This is a genomic window from Pseudaeromonas pectinilytica, from assembly GCF_054780855.1.
The window spans coordinates 40,074-59,033 of record NZ_BAAGVN010000026.1 but is presented as its reverse complement, the minus strand read 5'-3'; the positions used below and the strand labels follow the sequence as shown (position 1 = coordinate 59,033).

General features: G+C 54.5%; 17 protein-coding genes. 8 read left to right on the top strand and 9 right to left on the bottom strand.

Annotation, left to right across the window (positions count from 1 at the left end; genetic code table 11):
* Window positions 1–3: 3 nt before the first annotated feature.
* The 5 genes from tatA to ACYVG7_RS02270 all read right to left on the bottom strand — a co-directional run bounded on the left by tatA (window position 4) and on the right by ACYVG7_RS02270 (window position 4,220).
* Window positions 4–255: a twin-arginine translocase TatA/TatE family subunit gene (gene tatA, locus ACYVG7_RS02290; protein WP_460881629.1), complete on the bottom strand. Its 252-nt coding sequence runs from the start codon at window positions 253–255 to the stop codon at window positions 4–6.
* 66 nt (window positions 256–321) lie between these two features.
* Window positions 322–1,962 (bottom strand): ubiquinone biosynthesis regulatory protein kinase UbiB, encoded by a 1,641-nt coding sequence (ubiB, locus tag ACYVG7_RS02285; RefSeq protein ID WP_460881628.1) that lies wholly within the window; start codon window positions 1,960–1,962, stop codon window positions 322–324.
* Window positions 1,959–2,570, bottom strand: a complete 612-nt coding sequence (locus ACYVG7_RS02280) for a ubiquinone biosynthesis accessory factor UbiJ (RefSeq protein ID WP_460881725.1) — start codon at window positions 2,568–2,570, stop codon at window positions 1,959–1,961. Before ACYVG7_RS02280 ends, ubiB begins: the two co-directional genes overlap by 4 nt.
* Before the next feature lie 33 nt (window positions 2,571–2,603).
* A complete protein-coding gene (gene ubiE, locus ACYVG7_RS02275) occupies window positions 2,604–3,350 on the bottom strand; it encodes a bifunctional demethylmenaquinone methyltransferase/2-methoxy-6-polyprenyl-1,4-benzoquinol methylase UbiE (protein ID WP_460881627.1) in 747 nt (248 codons plus the stop codon).
* A gap of 117 nt (window positions 3,351–3,467) precedes the next feature.
* Complete coding sequence (locus ACYVG7_RS02270) at window positions 3,468–4,220, bottom strand: hypothetical protein (protein ID WP_460881626.1); 753 nt, start codon at window positions 4,218–4,220, stop codon at window positions 3,468–3,470.
* 361 nt (window positions 4,221–4,581) lie between these two features.
* Between ACYVG7_RS02270 and ACYVG7_RS02265 the strand changes: the two genes are divergently transcribed.
* The 3 genes from ACYVG7_RS02265 (at window position 4,582) to polA (ending at window position 9,843) form a co-directional block, all read left to right on the top strand.
* On the top strand, window positions 4,582–5,853 hold the full coding sequence (locus tag ACYVG7_RS02265) for a PqiA/YebS family transporter subunit (RefSeq protein WP_460881625.1): 1,272 nt from the start codon (window positions 4,582–4,584) through the stop codon (window positions 5,851–5,853).
* A gap of 174 nt (window positions 5,854–6,027) precedes the next feature.
* Window positions 6,028–6,693, top strand: coding sequence for a 7-cyano-7-deazaguanine/7-aminomethyl-7-deazaguanine transporter (locus ACYVG7_RS02260; protein ID WP_460881624.1), 666 nt, complete (start codon window positions 6,028–6,030; stop codon window positions 6,691–6,693).
* Between the two features lie 411 nt (window positions 6,694–7,104).
* Complete coding sequence (gene polA, locus ACYVG7_RS02255; protein ID WP_460881623.1) at window positions 7,105–9,843, top strand: DNA polymerase I; 2,739 nt, start codon at window positions 7,105–7,107, stop codon at window positions 9,841–9,843.
* A 782-nt stretch (window positions 9,844–10,625) separates the two neighbouring features.
* On the opposite strand, the gene yihA is transcribed toward polA, so the two are convergent.
* Window positions 10,626–11,264, bottom strand: coding sequence for a ribosome biogenesis GTP-binding protein YihA/YsxC (gene yihA, locus ACYVG7_RS02250; protein ID WP_460881622.1), 639 nt, complete (start codon window positions 11,262–11,264; stop codon window positions 10,626–10,628).
* Window positions 11,265–11,426: 162 nt separating this feature from the next.
* Between yihA and ACYVG7_RS02245 the strand changes: the two genes are divergently transcribed.
* Window positions 11,427–12,044 (top strand): DNA-J related domain-containing protein, encoded by a 618-nt coding sequence (locus ACYVG7_RS02245; RefSeq protein WP_460881621.1) that lies wholly within the window; start codon window positions 11,427–11,429, stop codon window positions 12,042–12,044.
* A 122-nt stretch (window positions 12,045–12,166) separates the two neighbouring features.
* Here the strand turns inward: ACYVG7_RS02245 and ACYVG7_RS02240 are convergent, their stop codons facing one another.
* On the bottom strand, window positions 12,167–12,868 hold the full coding sequence (locus ACYVG7_RS02240; RefSeq protein ID WP_460881620.1) for a DUF3334 family protein: 702 nt from the start codon (window positions 12,866–12,868) through the stop codon (window positions 12,167–12,169).
* Between the two features lie 134 nt (window positions 12,869–13,002).
* A complete protein-coding gene (locus ACYVG7_RS02235; RefSeq protein WP_460881619.1) occupies window positions 13,003–13,239 on the bottom strand; it encodes a hypothetical protein in 237 nt (78 codons plus the stop codon).
* 200 nt (window positions 13,240–13,439) lie between these two features.
* Here ACYVG7_RS02235 and yihI point away from each other — a divergent pair, with 200 nt between their 5' ends.
* The 4 genes from yihI (at window position 13,440) to ACYVG7_RS02215 (ending at window position 17,834) form a co-directional block, all read left to right on the top strand.
* On the top strand, window positions 13,440–14,042 hold the full coding sequence (gene yihI / locus ACYVG7_RS02230) for a Der GTPase-activating protein YihI (RefSeq protein WP_460881618.1): 603 nt from the start codon (window positions 13,440–13,442) through the stop codon (window positions 14,040–14,042).
* 52 nt (window positions 14,043–14,094) lie between these two features.
* Window positions 14,095–15,468 carry an oxygen-independent coproporphyrinogen III oxidase gene (hemN, locus tag ACYVG7_RS02225; protein ID WP_460881617.1) on the top strand — a complete coding sequence of 458 codons (1,374 nt, stop codon included), beginning with the start codon at window positions 14,095–14,097 and terminating at the stop codon, window positions 15,466–15,468.
* Between the two features lie 625 nt (window positions 15,469–16,093).
* A complete protein-coding gene (gene ald, locus ACYVG7_RS02220; protein ID WP_460881616.1) occupies window positions 16,094–17,209 on the top strand; it encodes an alanine dehydrogenase in 1,116 nt (371 codons plus the stop codon).
* Between the two features lie 157 nt (window positions 17,210–17,366).
* A complete protein-coding gene (locus ACYVG7_RS02215) occupies window positions 17,367–17,834 on the top strand; it encodes an outer membrane lipoprotein (RefSeq protein ID WP_460881615.1) in 468 nt (155 codons plus the stop codon).
* 71 nt (window positions 17,835–17,905) lie between these two features.
* Here the strand turns inward: ACYVG7_RS02215 and add are convergent, their stop codons facing one another.
* Complete coding sequence (add, locus tag ACYVG7_RS02210; RefSeq protein ID WP_460881614.1) at window positions 17,906–18,910, bottom strand: adenosine deaminase; 1,005 nt, start codon at window positions 18,908–18,910, stop codon at window positions 17,906–17,908.
* Between the last annotated feature and the right edge of the window lie 50 nt (window positions 18,911–18,960).

Sequence of the window (18,960 nt, the reverse complement as noted above, 5' to 3'; positions counted from 1 at the left end):
GGCTTACTTATCCTGCGGCGTATCGGTGGCGGCAGGTTTTTTCGGCGAGGGTTCGGCGTCGGCATGAAACTGGGCATCGGCCAGTTGTTCCGGCTCTACGGGGGGCTTGTCGGCCTTGGGCTCATCATGCAGCGCCTTCTTGAAATCGCGCAGGGCGCTGCCCAGATCCCCGCCCATGTTGCGCAGCTTCTTGGTGCCGAACAGGATCAGCACGATGAAGGCGATGAGCAGGAGTTCGGTAATACTAAAATGCATGATTCACCTCACGTTGAGTGGCGGTCAGGTTGAGCCGGCTATCCGTTATGGAGCCGGTGGGCGAGTTCAGTGACGTTGGGCGGCCATCGCGCGCCAGCCCGCGAGCCAGAACAGGGCGGCAGCCACTATGCCGCATACGCCGAGATTGTGGAACCGGCTTTCGAGTAACAGACAACTGCCGATGAGCACAGCGCCGCCGATGCCAAGCAGATAGCGGGCCCGGCCTTGCTGCTGGTGCTGCCGCTGGAACTGGTGCGAGAGCCGATCCAGTTGATGCTGCTGACGCTGCGCCTGTTGCAGGGCATCGTAAACCAGATCCGGCAACTGGGGCAGTTTCTCCAGCCAGAAGGGTGCATTCTCCTGCAGGGCGCGCCAGGCGGCTTGCGGGCCAATTTGTTGTCGCATCCAGCGTTCGAGAAAGGGCTTGGCGGTCTGCCACAGATCCAGCTGTGGATAGAGCTGGCGGCCCAGTCCTTCGACATATAGCAGGGTCTTTTGCAGTAACACCAACTGGGGTTGCACCTGCATATTGAAGCGTCGGGCGGTGTTGAATAGATTCAACAACACCTGACCGAACGAGATCTCGGCCAGTGGCTTGGCAAAGATGGGCTCGAGCACGGTACGCAGTGCCGATTCGAACTCTTCCACCTTGGTATCGGGCGGAACCCAACCCGATTGCACATGCAGCTCGGCAACCCGGCGGTAATCCCGATTGAAGAAGGCGAGGAAGTTCTCCGCCAGATAGCGTTTATCGGCGCGATTCAGGGTACCGACGATACCGCAGTCGATGCCAATCCACAGTGGATCGTCGGGATGTTCATAAGAGACAAAGACATTGCCTGGATGCATATCGGCGTGGAAAAAGCTGTCGCGGAATACCTGGGTGAAGAACACCTCCACCCCGCGTTCGGCCAGCAGTTTCAGGTTGGTGCCATTGGCTTCCAGAGCGGGTCGGTCGGAGACCGGAATACCGTAGATGCGCTCCATCACCAGCACATTCTCCCGGCACAGATCGGTATGGATGCGCGGGACGTAGAGCAGGGGCGAGCCCTCGAAGTTTCGGCGCAGCTGGATGGCATTGGCCGCTTCACTCATCAGGTTCAGCTCATCGAGCAGCGTCTTGCGATATTCCCGCACCACCTCCACCGGACGCAGGCGATTGCGCGGCACCAGCCAGGCCACCAGGCGAGCCAAGGCTTCAAGCAACTCCAGGTCGGCATCGATCACCGGGCGGATATCCGGGCGGATCACCTTCAGCACCACTTCTTCGCCACTGCTTTTGAGCCGTGCGGTATGCACCTGGGCAACGGACGCCGAGGCGAGTGGGGTCTCGTCAAAGTCATCAAACAGGGCTTCGATGGGTTGCTTCAGGCTGTGCTCAATCTGCTGACGGGCCAGGGCGCCCGGAAACGGTGGCACCCGATCCTGCAGCAGGGCCAGCTCTTCAGCCAGATCGGGCGGCAGCAGGTCACGGCGCGTGGAGAGCATCTGTCCGAACTTGATAAATACTGGACCCAGGGCTTCGAAAGCGAGTCGCAGCCGTTTGCCTTGTGAGGCGGTGGGGTGGCGGTTGCGTAACCAGAACAAGCTGCGGCGCCAGATGCGGATAGGCCAGGGCTGCCACTGCCGGGGCAGTAATTCATCCAGACCGTGCTGGAGCAGAACCGCACCGATGCGGTACAGGCGGCGTAACTCGCGCAGTCTCATAGTCCAATCCTGTGAGCCAGTTTTTCCAGGCGCAGCGCCGTGCTATCAAATTGCTGTTTGAGCGCGCGGACATCGTCACTGAAGCAGGCCACTTCCAGAGGACCGGGGGCGAGACGCGCCTCTTCAGTGACATATTCCGCCACGTCCTGACGCAGCAGACCCCGCTGTTGGCGCAGGCTCTGGTGCAGACTACGGACGGAGTGGCAGAGAGTATGGGCGATGACATCCCCGGTGTAGCGGGCCAGATGCCCTTCCCAGTCGATGTGCAACTCACCCAGCAGGATCGCGAACTGGTTGAACAGGGCGGGGTCGCCCTGCAGATCGACCCTGCCTTCACGGATCAGCGGCGTGAGCTGGTTCTTGTCCCGCAAGCGGGGCAGGGCATCGAGGTTCAGGCTGATCCCGGCATCGGCGGCACCGCTATAGCGGGTCAGAATATCCACCTGGCTGGGCGAAAACACCAGCCACAGCGGTTTCAGTTCACGGATATCCAGCTGCAGCACCTTGCCATGCAATGGCTGACGGCGAAAGGCGGCGCGTTCATCCAGCGCCAGCAACTGATTCAGCGCAGTTTCCAACCCGGCGGTGAGCAGGATCTCCAGTGGCATTGGCAGCGGCAATGACATCGCAACTCCTGAATTTTAGAATTTGTAACCGCGGTGCAGGGCGACGACGCCTTGGGTCAGATTGAAATACTCGACGGCTTCGAAGCCGACCGCCTCCATCATGCCCTTGAGGGTTTCCTGGTCCGGATGCATACGGATCGATTCGGCCAGATACTGATAGCTGTCTCCATCTTGCGCCACCAGTTGGCCCATTTTCGGCAGTATGTGAAACGAATAGAGGTCATAGAGTTTGGCCATCAATTCGCTGGTGGGTTTGGAGAACTCCAGCACCAGCAGGCGTCCTCCGGGCTTCAACACCCGGAACATGGAGGCCAACGCCTTGTCTTTGTCGGTGACGTTTCGTAGGCCGAAGCCGATGGTGATGAGGTCAAAATGGTTATCCGGGAAGGGCAAGGCTTCGGCATTGGCCTGGACGTAACGGATGTTATCGACCAGACCGAGATTGCGCAGTTTGTCGCGACCGACCTTGAGCATGGAGTCGTTGATATCCGCCAGCACCACTTCCCCAGTTTCACCGACGATGCGCGAGAAACGGGCGGTCAGATCGCCGGTGCCGCCTGCCAGATCCAGCGCTTTATGGCCGGGACGCAGACCGGCACAATCGATGGCAAAGCGTTTCCACAGACGATGGATGCCAAACGACATCAGATCGTTCATCAGGTCATACTTGGCGGCGACGGAATGAAACACACCCGCCACCATCTGCTCTTTCTCGTGGGCAGCGACTGTCTTGTAGCCAAAATGCGTTGTTTCGTCACTCATCTCTAGATCCGTTCTCTGGTCCAAAAAACAGCCGCAGTGTATCGCAATTTACGGTCGAGATCAGGGAGAAGAGGACAGGGTTGTCGACGATGTGGCAGAAAACCGCGTGCCAATCGGCTAGGTGATGGGTTCGGGATCGGGTCCGGGATTCTGAGCATCGTTGATATGGATATGAAAACGGGAGAGCAGTTGCCGCTCATGGGGGGATAACCCCTGTGCCAGAGTGCCATACCAGATTTCAGCTTCCGCTATGGAGTGATGAGCCAAGATCCGCGAGGCAATGATCAGTAATTGAGGCAACGACGGCTGGATGGGCAGTATGGAGGAGAGTCGCGACGCAGCGGGCGCAGGATCCAGATAACTGCGCAGCAGCAACTGCAATTGTTCGAAGGCTTGAGCATGTTCTTGTTGTACCTCCAGAGCATTACAGAAGTTCATCCGCATGTAGGGGATGCTGTAATGGCTGGCCGCTCCGGTGGTGGTGCATAAATCCAGAGCCTGTTCATAGGCGGGCTGACTGGTAGCAAAATCCTTGGCCAAGGTGGCAGCGGTTGCCAGATTGAACCAGGCATCGGGGGTATTCTGTTGTTCGGCGACAAAGCGGAAGTAACTGACCGCCTCGTCATGCCGGTGATTGTTCAGATGAGCATGAGCCAGAATTTTACAGGCTTCGATGAGCTCCTGGGGGCTACCGCGCTCCAACAACACACCGGCGGCACTGACCACAGAATCCAATTGGTTATCCTGAAGTTCGCGCCAGAGCCCACTAAACAGCAACGCCTCCCGCTCGGCGCTCTGGTTGGGCGGTGATTTTTTTGCGGATTCTCTGAGTTGTGCCTGGTGCCATTGTTCCCTAATCCATTGCAACATGCTCTCTACCCGTATTGAATTAGCCGGTGCTCTCATCCTTGAGGCCGTTCTGACGGCGAATAATGCACTGACTGTTGGCTGCAATGCCGTAGCCGCGATTCCATTTTTTACAAAATTTTACAAAATGGCGGAACCGACAGGCCGGGAGGTTCGATTTTATGCGCTGGATCTGAGTTTTAGGGGGTTTTGTGTCAAGTGTCAATTGAGTCAGCAATCGAAAGTTAAACTTTGCGTTCCCCATCATTTGGATGGTCTTTAGGCCATGTGTGCTGGATTTTGCTCTGCTACGGCTCTAAGGCGTAACCCCTTGTACCGCCAGCCGGGATCACGGATGATAAATTCCTGTTTTTTCCGAATGCCCATGAGTTCAAATACCGTGACCAACCCGACCGCGAAAGAGCAACTTCCTGCCCGGGAGAGCGTTTGCCACGAGTGTGATTTATTGGTGGCCGTCCCGGCATTGCAGGAGGGAGAACAGGCGCTTTGCCCGCAGTGCGGTAATGTACTGGCGCATCTGCCGAACAATCCCCGGGTGGGGCCACCGGTCTTTGCGCTGACCAGTATTATCATGCTGATGTGTGCCAATGTGTTGCCATTCTTGGCTATCAACGCTCAGGGGATGGTCAATAGCATGAGCCTGTTCGAAGCGGCCTCGGTGCTGTTCAGCGAGGAGTACCGAGTCTTGTCGGTGTTGGTATTCCTGTGCATGCAATTGTTGCCGCTGTGTTGTCTGGGGCTGGTCTGTTATCTCTATCTGGGGTTCCGCTTAAGGCGACGGCCACCACCTTTGGCTGCATCTGCAACCCGGTGGCTATTTTTGCTTTTGCCTTGGAGCATGGTCGAGGTGTTTCTGGTGGGAGTGCTCATCAGCCTCATCAAGATCGCGTCACTGGCCCAGATCTCGGTCGGTTCAGGTTTCTGGTGTTTCTGCGTGTTCAGTCTCTCCTATTTAAAAAGCATGTTGTACTTGGACAAGGGCTGGATGTGGGAGCAGATCCGCGGCCCGATGCCGGAAATTCCCTTGTTGCTGGAGGGACAGAATGCTCTGGCGCAAGGGGTAACCCATTGCCATGGTTGTGATGGCATTCTGCTGGCCGATGCCGTGCGTTGTCCCCGTTGCCAGAGCGTGGTGCATACGCGTATCCCCCACAGCATCGAATACTGTGTAGCGCTGCTGATCACCTCCTGCATCCTTTATATTCCGGCCAATCTGCTGCCTATCATGGTGACAGAAAGCCTGGGTACTAATATCTATTCCACGATCCTAGCTGGGGTGATCCTGCTGTGGAACATGGGCTCTTATCCGATCGCCATCGTCATTTTCGTGGCCAGTGTTTTGGTGCCGATCGCCAAGATCCTGGCACTGTTCTGGCTCTGCTATACCGTGCGGAAGGGAGAGGTTCACCATCGGCGAGGCCGAACCCGTCTCTATCGGCTGACCGAGTTTGTTGGCCGCTGGTCTATGGTGGATGTGTTTGTGGTTGCGATCTTGGTGGCCTTGATCCGGATGGGTAAGCTGATGTCCATCTATCCCGGTGCGGCAGCGATGGCGTTTGCTGGTGTGGTGGTGGTGACCATGATTGCCGCCATGTTGTTTGATCCGAGACTGATCTGGGATCGTCGTCCGCGCTGAGTCAGCGCTGGAGCTTGCCGTCCGGATAAAACTCCGTATAATGCGCCGCCTTGCCTGCCGCCGGGCGCGGATCCACACTGGATCCTGAGCGTGCCGCGAAAGAAAGTAGTCAAGGCTGTTTGACGGGTTCCCTAACCCCGTCTGACGGATCTGAATCATCAAAAAGGACACAATATGCAGTTATCTCCCGCGCACTATCAGACGGCGCTTATTCGTCTGTCCCTGTTCCATGTGGCTATTATTGCTGCGAGTAATTATCTGGTTCAGCTGCCCATCAGCCTGTTCGGATTGCACACCACCTGGGGTGCATTTACTTTTCCGTTCATCTTTTTGGCAACGGATCTGACCGTCCGGATCTTCGGTGCCGAATTGGCGCGCCGCATCATTCTGGTCGTGATGATGCCTGCCTTGCTGGTTTCCTATCTGTTAGGGGTGGTGTTCTTTGAAGGCCAGTTCCAGGGAGCCGGACAGTTAGCGCAGTTCAATCTGTTCGTGGCGAGAATCGCCTGCGCCAGTTTTATGGCCTATTTGCTGGGGCAGATCCTGGATGTTTCGGTGTTTAACCGCCTGCGTCAGCTCAAGGCCTGGTGGGTGGCTCCGGTGGCCTCCACCATAGTCGGTAATTTGTTGGATACGGTGGCATTCTTTTTCATCGCGTTCTGGCGTAGCCCGGATGCCTTCATGGCCGCCCATTGGGTCGAGATTGCAACGGTGGACTATGGAGTGAAGCTGCTGATCAGTATCGGATTGTTTGTGCCTGCGTATGGTGTCTTGTTGCGCTATCTCATGGCGAAGTTGTTGGGGTCCCAACAGGCCGAGTTGAATCGCCAATTGAGTTAGGGCGGATCGATTTATGTGGGCAGATTCAAATGACCTGTTGTGTAGTTTGTGATCTGCCGCAAATCCATACGCTTCGAAAGTGCGGAAAGTGTCCGCCTTGCCGTTCTTCCCTACTGTCAGGTAGCGGAAAAAAGTCAGTTTTTGTGGTTCTGCTGTAGACGTCGCGAATGTTTTCCACATTGACCGAGATCAGGATCCTGTGCGATTCAGGATCCTTCATTATTTAACTTGCTGATATGCATAGTTAAATTCGTGTTTTCATTTCGAGTGAAAGCACCATTTGTTGATCCTTGTTTTTTCCTCAACAGAGATATCCACAGCTTGTTAAAATTATGCACAGGTTGCGCCGTGGCCGAATCGAGGTCGCTGTGGCATCCTTAGCCCACTTCCGAATTCTGCAGGACCCGCTTCATGACAAGCCCAGCTCCGCTCATCCTGGTGGATGGCTCTTCCTACCTTTATCGTGCCTTTTTTGCCTCGCAACAGGCTGATTTGCGGACTGCCGCCGGGGTGCCTACGGGCGCGATTCGCCTGATGACCAATATGTTGCGTAGTCTGCTCAAGCAGTATCCGAACTCTCCGGTTGCCGTGGTGTTTGATGCCAAGGGTAAGAGCTTCCGTAACGATCTCTATCCGGAATACAAGGCTAATCGCGCAGCAATGCCGGATGAGCTACGGACTCAGATTGCGCCGATCCATACCATTATTCGCGCTATGGGCTTGCCGCTGCTGGTGATTGATGGCGTGGAGGCGGATGACGTCATCGGGACGCTGGCACGTCAGGCCACCGAGCAACAGATCGAGATCCTGATCAGTACCGGTGATAAAGATATGGCGCAGTTGGTGTCTCCCCATGTGACGCTGATCGATACCATGAAAGGTGAGACCACGGATCGGCAAGGGGTGATCGATCGTTTTGGCGTGCCGCCCGAGCTCATTATCGACTATCTGGCGTTGATGGGCGATTCCAGCGACAACATCCCGGGTATGGCGGGCGTCGGTCCGAAAACCGCGGTGGCGCTGTTGCAGGGGATTGGCAGTATCAATGAGGTGGCGAATAACCTGGATCGGGTGGCCGCGCTGGCGTTTCGTGGCAGCAAAGGCTTTGCCGAGAAATTCCGCGAGCAGGAGGCGGTGGTTCGCCTTTCCTATGAACTGGCAACCATCAAGACCGATGTCGAGCTGGAAGTGGGAATTACCGACATTACCCAGCCGACGCCGGATCACCAAGCCTTGCAGGCGCTGTATCGGGAATACGAATTCAAGGGGCTGATGGAAGAGGAAGGTAGTGCGGCGGCGGCGGCCGAGGCGCAATCCGCTTTGCCGAAGGCGCCAGATGCGGTGAGCTATCACACCATCCTCGACGAGGCTGATTTTGCTCTCTGGTTACAGCGTTTGGCTGAGGCCGAACTGTTTGCCTTTGATACCGAGACCGATGCTCTGGATTACATGCAAGCCCGGATTGTGGGTGTCTCTTTTGCGGTAACGGCTGGGGAAGCAGCTTATCTGCCCTTGGCCCACGACTACCTGGGCGCTCCGGCACAGCTGGATCGGGATGCCACCTTGGCCCGTCTCAAGCCACTGCTGGAGGATGCCAGCAAACTGAAAGTTGGCCAGAATCTGAAGTTTGATCGCAACGTGTTGCGCAATCATGGCATTGAATTGCGGGGCATTGCCTTCGATACCATGCTCGAATCCTATGTGCTGGACTCCACGGCGACCCGGCACAATATGGATGATTTGGCGGCCAAGTATCTGGGGGTCAAGACCGTGACCTTCGAAGAGATCGCAGGCAAAGGCGTCAAGCAGCTGACCTTCAACCAGATTGAACTGGAGAAGGCGGCCCCCTATGCGGCTGAAGATGCCGATATTACCTTGCGGCTGCATCAGACCCTGTGGCCACAAGTTGCGGCGGTACCGGCGTTAAAGTCGGTGCTGGAGAGCATAGAGCTACCGCTGGTGCCGATCCTAGCTGATATGGAGCGCTGTGGGGCGCTGATTTCCGTTCCTAAGCTGGCCGAGCAGAGTCAGCAAATCGAAGTGCGGTTACATGAACTGGAGCTGCAGGCCCATGCCATGGCTGGGCAGGCGTTTAATCTGGCATCGCCGAAACAGTTGGCGGAAATTTTGTTTGAAAAGCTGGGGCTGCCGATCCTGAAAAAGACGCCCAAAGGCGCCCCCTCCACCGCGGAAGAGGTATTGGCCGAGCTAGCGGAAACCTACGAGTTGCCACGCCTGCTGCTGGAGCATCGCACCTTGGCCAAGTTGAAATCCACCTACACGGATAAACTGCCGTTGATGGTGAATGCGACGACCGGACGGGTGCATACCTCCTATCATCAGGCGGTCACGGCAACCGGACGTCTCTCCTCCACCGATCCAAACTTGCAAAATATACCGATCCGCAGCGAAGAAGGACGACGGATCCGCCAGGCTTTCATTGCGGCGCCGGGCTACAAGCTGGTGGCGGCGGATTATTCGCAAATCGAATTGCGGATCATGGCGCATCTGTCTGAGGACCCAGGTCTGTTAAGCGCATTTGCGGCGGGACAGGATATTCACCGCGCAACGGCAGCCGAAATCATGGGCATCGCCCCTGCTGACGTCACCACCGAGCAACGGCGTAACGCCAAGGCGATCAACTTCGGTCTGATCTATGGCATGAGTGCATTTGGTCTGGCCAAGCAACTGGGTATTCCGCGCAGTGAGGCACAGCACTATATGGATCGCTATTTTACTCGCTACCCAGGTGTACAGCGCTATATGGAGCGCACCCGGGCCCAAGCCGAGGTGCAGGGCTATGTCGAAACCCTGTTTGGTCGTCGTCTCTACCTCCCTGATATTCGCGCCCGTAATCAGGGATTGCGCAAGGCAGCCGAGCGGGCCGCCATCAATGCGCCGATGCAGGGTACGGCTGCTGACATTATCAAGCGGGCTATGATTCAACTCGCCGAGTGGCTGCCAAGCTGTGAGACAGGCAGCATCCGTATGTTGATGCAGGTGCACGATGAATTGGTGTTTGAGGTTCGTGAGGACAAAGTCGACGGCTATATGCCGGAAATTCGCCGCTTGATGAGTCAGGCCGCCGAATTGGCCGTGCCGCTCGAGGTGGGGATTGGTGTCGGCGATAACTGGGATCAGGCGCATTAACTGCAGCTTGTGCGGCTATTTTTCTGGCACCCAGAAAAAAGTTCTTCGGATGTAGGAACTTTCGTCGAAATCTGCTGACTAACTTAATAGCAGAAATTGGACCATTTTGTAGACCTCCCTCGTGGAGGTCTTTTTTTATCTGCAGATTAGATGACCCTAGATATTGGTCGATCAGCGTCGCAATGGGGGAGTGCTCCTGCTTATTTGGGCGATGAGGCCATTGAAAATGTTACCAGTCACGTCCTGACTTTTTTACACCATAAATTGCTTGGCATGGCCCCGGCACGGGGCGTAGAGTTTGAGGGGTAGGGTACAGAGGTAAGATATTCCATCTTACACATTTTGCTTTGAGACATAGTCAGGCTGCTTAGCCGCCCCGGTGATGATTCACCGGGGCTTTTTTATTGGTGAGGCAATCATGCCGAAGAATATGAGGATTGGCGCGATATGAGTGATGAAATAGAGTAATTACTGCATTTTATTTATTCGTAGCTGCTATAATTAACCCAGCGCTTGCAAGGCCGATTGCCAGATCCGTCTTGCAGGTTAGCGCCTCCCCCTTTGAGACCTTGTCTCCTAACGCCAGATGAAGATCTGGCGTTTTTTTAATGCCATCTGTAATAAAATTACGTTTTTGGTTTCCTGTTCTGACTTTTGTTTTGTTATCAATTTAATATTCTTTTGAAAGCGCTATCTGTTGCTGCCATATGTCGATGGTGATTGCTGATGGCATAAAAAAACCGCCACGTGGGCGGTTTTTAAAGTGAAATCAAATTTCGGAATTACTCAGCGTTGGTTTCTTCTTCCGGCCCTGCATCGGCGTAATACCACTCGGTTAATACCTCGGCCAGCAGATCTATGCCGAGACCTTTCAGGGACGAGAATGCTTCTACGCGCACTAAATGCCCGAATGGCAGTACATCCTGGCGGACTTGCTGCACGATATTTTTCCGGGGGCCGGCATTGAACTTGTCGGCCTTGGTCAGAAGCACCAGCACCGGCAACTCGTTGCTGGAGGCCCACTCCAGCAGCTGCTGATCAGTGTCTTTGAGCGGATGGCGAATATCCATTAACAGAACCAGCCCTTTGAGCGACTCTCGTTTTTGCAGATATTCAGAGAGTGAAGCCTGCCATTTACGCTTCATCTCTTCCGGTACTTGGGCATAGCCATAGCCGGGTAGATCGACGAGGCGTCGGCCAGGCTCCAGCTCAAACAAGTTAATCAGTTGGGTACGACCAGGGGTCTTACTGGTCCGTGCCAAGTTTTTGTGGTTGGTCAGAGCGTTGAGTGCTGAGGATTTTCCTGCATTGGAACGCCCCGCAAAGGCCACCTCGACACCGCTATCATCCGGAAGGTGGCGAATATCCGGGGCGCTGGTCACAAAGTGCACCTTGTTAAAGTTCAGGGTTGGCGTTTGCACGGTTAAATTCCCATTATCAAAAAAGTGAAGAGTCTTGCTGAGTCTCAAATGGCGGCCATCAACCGCCTAGTTGCTCATATAGTATCATGAGTCATGGCGTTATGGCTTGCCAGACGCGTAGCGCGGTTTTTGGCGATGAGAAACCCGATGGAGTCTATGGCGATGAATGCGGAACATGGGGAGCAAGCATACCAGACATACCAGAACCCGCTGCTGACGCCGATCTTGGCTCAGTTGTTGGCCGATGCCCCGGTTCATAAGCTGCATGAGTTGATGCAATGTCTGGCGAATCAAGGTTGTCTCCCTGATTGGGAAACTACGGCTGAAATACAACTGTTTCGTACCAATTTCCTGCTCATGAATGGTTTGTATCAATTGCAGCAGCGACTGTTGGAATGTGGAACCTGGTTGCAGGTGATACCATTGGCCCTGCAGCTGGTACCCATTCCGGCTGGGCACCCCGGGTTGCAACAGGCGGATCCGCTGCGGGATTACTATCTCGATTGGCGCAACTGTTTCGTGGCGACCCAGCGAGAGGTTGAACTTCTACTGCATGATTTTTGGCGGATTTACGCGGCTAGACCGACACTCTCTGCGCAGGTGCGTCGCCAGGCGCTAGCAACGCTGGGTCTGAGGGATACCGCCACGTATCCGATGATCCGTCAGCGCTGGAAACAACTGGCGCTCCAGCATCACCCGGACCGGCAAGGCGATGCATTGCAGTTCATGGCTATCCGACTGGCATGGGAGCAGCTGCGGGATTATTCCTCCGCTGTTTAACGAATGGTGGATAGCCAGAGGTGCGTCGCTGATGAGCTCAGCCCGAGCTGAAGATGGGGTGACATTATTGAATGCGCTGACGATGGAATAAAAAACCGCCCGTAGGCGGTTTGATAATAAGGTTACAGGCCTAGCGAGGCCAGCAGGTCATCGTGATCGTCATTGCCTTGACTGGCCGGTGCGGCACTGCCGTGAGAGCCCATGTTTTCGCCATTGGCGACACTGCGCAGCAGGCTATCCGGATCGACTACTTCATGACGAGTAAAGTCATGCAACTGGATGAACTCGGTTTTATCCATCGCCAGCTCCATGTAGAAGATATTGTTCTTCTCGGTGAAGAAGGAGACGCGACGAGCTTGAGGACGATCCAGGTTGGTATCGACCGAAATCAGTACCTGTTTATTCAGGGTCAGCATCTTCGGCTGACTCTGGCTGATCGAGGTTTGCAGCTCCTGGCTCACCTTGTTGGTAAAATCCCCCAGGATTTGGTTCATCAATTCACCCATGACGTTACCGACTTCGTCTGAGGTGTGCAGGGTGGCCAGCTCTTCCTTCGGTATTCCCATGTTCATCAGATAGTTCTGATACACCTCGAGGGCGGCGGCGGCGGTAAAGTTAATCACCACCAACCCAGAAAATGCACCGTCGAATAATACAAAACAGCCGATGTCAGGCCGCAAGCAGGTCTTGCTGATCCGCTGTACCATGGGTGAGTAGTTGACTTCATGGTGGGTGGCTTCGGTCAGAACGCTGCTGACGGAATGACACAATTTGAGCAGGATATCTTCGGTCGAAATCGGTGCGTTTTTCTTTGTCTTCATCATAGTCGCGATACCAGGAGGGACATGCCTCGCCCTCCCGTGAGGCCGCTAACAGGCGTGGCCGCCAGCGGTGGTGATAATTCTGATCCAGATTATGGCAGAGTCGATGCGCCACTGTTGGGATCTTGGCGATCTTCTCATGGTTTTGTGTTGCTGTTCCGCCGCCGCAATGCTTCGAGAACAATCGTGAATTGATACGGCATGATCAACAACAGACCGCTGACCAGTAATACCGGGGTATAGAACGGAAAACGCCATGCTTCCGGCATCAACTGCACGATTTCAAAATGCTCTATGATGCCCCACAGCATGAGCACAGAGCCCAGAATATCCAGGATCAATAGTGGTAGGGGGGCTTTCAGGGGTTGGCTCATGGTCCACTCCATGGTTCAAGAACGAATACCGCGTAAGGATACCTGGAGTCCACGGCCTTGTGCATGACCTGTGCAGGCGAAATCGGTCTTTTTTCGCCTATTCTTGAGGAGGAATTTGGGGGCTTGCCCCTTTCATGTCACAATGCTGCCCCATTGGCCAGTCGGCCCTTCATTCATCATTATGTAAGCCGGAGATCACCATGGCTGACACGCAAAAGCCCCGTCAGACGTCGCCGAAGGGCAAGGTCCATAAGAGAAACGAATCGCAAGAAAGTGCCCATGCGGCGCGTCAACGCAAACGCGATAATAAGCGGAAAGGTCTGAAGGCTGGTTCTCGTCAGGCCGTTGAACAAGAAACCTCCGGCATCAAGAGCGGCAGCGGTAGTAAAGATCCCCGCGTTGGCTCTCGCAAGCCGGTCGCTCTGGTCGTTGAACCGGCGAAAAAGCCTGTGGCAGCAAAGACGGCAAAAGCGGTGAAAACTGCGGAGCAGATTGCTGAGCAGCAGGCTAAACAACTGCAGTTGAAGTTGGAACAGGAGTTGGCGGCCATCGAGAACGATGAACGTCTGAATCTGTTACTGGATCGCCTGGATGACGGTCTGAGCGTGTCTGCCGACGACGAGGCTTGGCTTGATGCCCGTCTGGCGCGCCATCAGGAGTTGTTAGTCGCGTTGGGGATGGATGACGATGATGACGACGACGTGGCTGAACCGGCCTCGCCCGATGATTTGTTGCAGCGTTTTATTAACGATGATTTTGATCCCAGCGAGATCGATCCTGAGTATAAACCCAGTAAAAAGTAACACAGAGCGGCGAGCGTGCTGCGGTATTGAACGTTGAATTCCGGAGGTTAGGGTGCAGTTTGACAAGGTCGTGTGGGATGAAGCGCTCATCCAAAAATACAACTACAGCGGACCTCGCTACACCTCGTATCCGACCGCCCTGGAATTTAGCGAAGAATTCGGTGTCGATGATTTTTTGTATGCTGCCGCAGAGTATCCTGAACGGCCTCTCTCGTTGTATGTGCATATTCCGTTCTGCCACATGCTCTGTTACTACTGTGCCTGCAACAAGATAATCACTCGACAAACGCGTAAGGCCGCTGAATATCTGGAATACCTCGAGCAGGAAATCGCCCATCTAGCTCCACGATTTGCCAATCGCACCGTCACCCAGTTGCACTGGGGTGGTGGAACACCGACCTATCTTTCTCCTGACGAGATCCGGCAGTTGATGGCGTTGTTACGACGCTATTTCAATTTTGCGGATCAGGGGGAAATCAGCATTGAAGTCGATCCGCGGGAAATCGAACTCTCGATGCTGGATGTGCTCCAGGAAGTTGGCTTTAATCGCCTGAGTATTGGCGTTCAGGATTTTAATCATGAGGTTCAGGTCGCGGTAAATCGCGTTCAGGATAATGATTTCATCCGTGCGCTTCTGGTTCGGAGCAAGGAACTTGGATTTCGCTCGACCAATCTGGATTTGATTTACGGTCTGCCGTTACAGACTCGCGCCAGTTTCCGCCATACCTTGGAAGAGGTGGTTAAGACGGCACCCGCCAGACTCTCCATCTTCAATTACGCCCATTTGCCCAGTCGTTTTGCCGGCCAACATAAAATTAAAGATGAAACCTTGCCGCCAGCCGCTGAAAAATTGGCCATGTTGCAGGACACCATCGAGTTTTTGACTGCCGAAGGCTATCAATACATCGGCATGGATCATTTTGCCTTGCCGGATGATGAGTTGGCAGTCGCGCAGCGAGAAGGCAAGCTGCATCGTAACTTCCAGGGCTATACCACCCAGGGTGAGTGTGATCTGCTCGGTTTGGGCGTTTCGTCGATCAGTATGTTGGGCGATGCTTATTCCCAGAACCAGAAGGATCTGAAACTCTATTATGCGGCGATTGAAGCGCAGGGTCAGGCACAGTGGAAAGGTTGCCGTTTGAATCGAGATGACCAGATCCGCCGGGATGTGATCAAGCAACTCATCTGCAATTTCCAGCTGAACTTCACCGAAATTGCCGAGCGCTATGATCTTTGTTTCAACGACTATTTTGCTCAGGACCTGGCGTTACTGCAGACGTTTATTGATGATGGTCTGGTCACTCGTGACGATGACGGTGTTCGAGTGAATACCACTGGCCGCTTACTGATCCGCAATATCTGTATGTGTTTTGATATCTATCTGCGGCAGCGAGCCCGCCAACAACAGTTTTCTCGGGTCATCTGATCCCTTCTTCGTGACAACTTCAGCGGCGCCATCCTGGCGCCGTTTTTGTTACTCCCGACTGGACAATCCATGTTCGCGACCTGATCCGTGAACCGAGCGGAAAGGATATTGACCGCAATTGTCTATCTGTCCTCCATCTTTGATGGTTTTTTCTCCTCTTTTTATCTCCTGCTCGCTTGACCCTCTGCGCGCGCTATTCTGCGGCCGATGCCTCTGTCACCGTTAGAACCGACTGGAATTGGGGCCTGGGCCGAACGTTCACCGTGCCACTTGAATTTTCGCCAGATTAATATTCTTTATATGTGTCATATATTGGTTTTAGTTGGAGTTATTTTCTATCTTTACCATGAAATGGTGCTAATTATTCGAGATTTGTTGGTGTTCTATTTTGGTGAAAATCTACCCTTTATTGTGCTGGATCTCGTGTAAGACTGAAGGGTATAAGACAAACTCTTTATAAATCATACTGTTAATTTTTGGCATATAGTTTGCTGATTTATGGCTAGTTACTGGTTTTATCATCTGGTTTGCAACTGAATGACTCGATGAATGAATGGATAACTGGAAGAACAATAAAACAAGCTGCTACGGATATTGCTACCTACCTAAATGACAGGAGTTCAGTATGATTATCGGTGTTCCCAAGGAAATTAAAGTCAGAGAGTATCGTGTTGGTTTGGCTCCCGCCTCGGTGCGGGAATTGGCCGAACGTGGTCACAGCGTACTGGTGGAAACACAAGCTGGTGCCGGCATCGGGATGAGCGATGAAGATTATCGCCAGGCCGGAGCCGAGGTTGTGCTCTCTGCGGAGGAAGTTTTTGCCCGCAGCGAGATGATCGTCAAGGTCAAGGAGCCGCAACTGATCGAGTGCCAACGTTTGCGGCCGGGACAAATTCTATTTACTTACCTGCATCTGGCTCCGGATCCTGAACAGGCTCAAGCCTTGATGGCCAGTGGCGCGACCTGTATCGCCTATGAAACCGTCACTTCAGCTACCGGTGGTTTACCCTTGCTGGCTCCCATGTCGGAAGTGGCAGGGCGGATGGCCATTCAAGCGGGCGCTTATTTCCTCGAAAAACCCCACGGCGGGCTCGGGATACTGCTGGGAGGAGTTCCCGGAGTGGCGCCTGCCAAGGTGGTGATCCTGGGCGGTGGTGTCGTGGGGTCACATGCGGCCATGATTGCCGTCGGTATGGGCGCCGAGGTTTGGGTGCTGGATCGGAACGTCGATGTGCTGCGCAACTTGTGGCGGCAATATGGCAACAGTATCAACACCCAATATGCGACTCGTGATGCCATCGAAGCCCACTGCCAGAATGCTGATTTAGTCATCGGCGGAGTTTTGGTCCCTGGTGCATCCGCGCCCAAGTTGCTGACCCGCGCCATGCTCAAGCAAATGAAGGCCGGATCTGTGGTGGTGGATGTCGCCATCGACCAAGGTGGCTGCTTTGAAACCTCTCACGCCACCACTCACGATGAGCCGACCTATCTGGTGGATGGCGTCATTCATTACTGTGTGGCAAACATGCCGGGCGCTGTGCCTCGCACTTCGACCTTTGCCCTGAATAATGCCACCTTGCCCTATGCGCTGGCGTTAGCCGATAAGGGTCTGGATGCCCTGCGTCAAGATGTTCACCTACGGAATGGCTTGAACGTATTCCAGGGGCAAATTACCCATGCCGGGGTCGCTGAATCTCTGGGTTATGCCTGTGCGGATCCGCTGACCGTGTTGAACGGTTAACCGCAGTTGAGCCCTTTCATGTCGAAAGAGCTCAAGATCACATTCTGTTTAGCTTGGGTACAGGTATCTACGTGGTCAGTACTTGAGCAATCGATAGAGCCGCGTACTATAGGATGTATAAATCGTGAGTCACAGAGTGACTTAATAGGAGATTGATATGTCCAAGCATCTGACCCTTCTGGCTCTCAGCACTCTGGTGGCATTGGCTGGCTGTGCCAACAGCGATACCTATTCGGGTGATGTCTATAGCGCCAATCAGGCGAAAACCGTTCAAACCGTCTCCTACGGAACCATAACCGCGACGCGGCCGATCAAGATCCAAACCAGTGATGATTCTGTGTTGGGCACCATTGCTGGTGGTGTACTCGGCGGGGTCTTGGGCAGTGCTGTGGGTGGCGGTAAAGGCCAGGACATTGCCACTGTGGCTGGTGCCATTGGTGGTGCGGCAGCTGGCAAGGCGGCCGGTGATAAGCTGAACCAGGTTGATGGCGTCGAGATCGAAATTAAGAAAGAAAACGGTGACAGTGTCGTGGTGGTTCAAAAGGCCAGCCCGACCTTTGTCCCTGGCAAGCGCGTGCGCATGGTGCAATCCGCCGGCAAGACCAATGTGGCCGTGGTTGAATGACCCTGACTCTGCGTTAATTGAAATCTCTTATCAGGGCTCCGTTCAGGAGCCCTGATTGTTTTGCGGACCTGTCAGCTGCGCTGTGCCGCGAGCGTGCGCAATGCTTGCTTCTCCTCCTGGCTGAGGAACGCCAGCTCTAGGCCATTGATTTGTGCCTGGCGGATCTGTTGAGCGCTCAATCCAGCGGCTGGGGCTGCAACCTGATACTCATAGGGCAGCTCGATGCCTTCCACCGCTGGGTCATCGGTATTTAGGCACGCCAGAATGCCATGCGCCAGGAAGTGCCGAAGAGGGTGACTGTCGTAGCTGACGACTGTACTGGTCTGGATATTGGAGGTGAGACAGGATTCGATGCCGATGCCCTGTTCCGCCAGATAGTTCATCAGCACCGGATCCTGGATCGCTTTCACGCCATGACCAATTCGCTCCGCCCCCAGCGCGCGTATCGCATGCCAGATGCTATCCGCGCCAGCCGCTTCACCCGCATGCACAGTGATGTGTAGTCCAGCGTCACGAACCCGACGGAAATGGTCAGCAAACAGGGGGCCGGGAAAACCCAGCTCATCGCCCGCCAAATCAATCGCCACCAGTTGATCGGCATGAGCCAGGCAGGCGGTCAGCTCTTTTTCGCACTGTGCCTGACCAAAGGTCCGACTCAGAATACCAATCAGGTTTGCTTGTACACCAAAGTCGCGACAACCCGCCTGCACGCCATCGATCACCGCCTCCACGACTCCTTGTGGGTCCAGATGATGGTTCATGGCCATATACCAAGGGCTGAAGCGCAGCTCGGCATAGTCAATTCCTGCCAACTGGAGATCCTGGACATTTTCGTAAGCCACCCGTCGGCAGGCATCATAATTGGCCAGGACTTTTACCCCCCAATCCAGCTTGCTCAGGAAGGCCAACAGGCTGGGCTCAGTTTCTACAATCTGCACATGGGGCCGTAACGCCTCAAGCTCCTGAGCAGGCAAGGCGATGCCATGTTGCTGACCCAGCGCCAATATTGTGCTGGCGCGAATATTACCATCGAGGTGGCGGTGGAGATCGGTGAGGGGCAGGCTTCTATCAATCATGGTAAATCCAGTGACAATCAGGGCATGCGGCTATTTTAGCCCCTGATCAA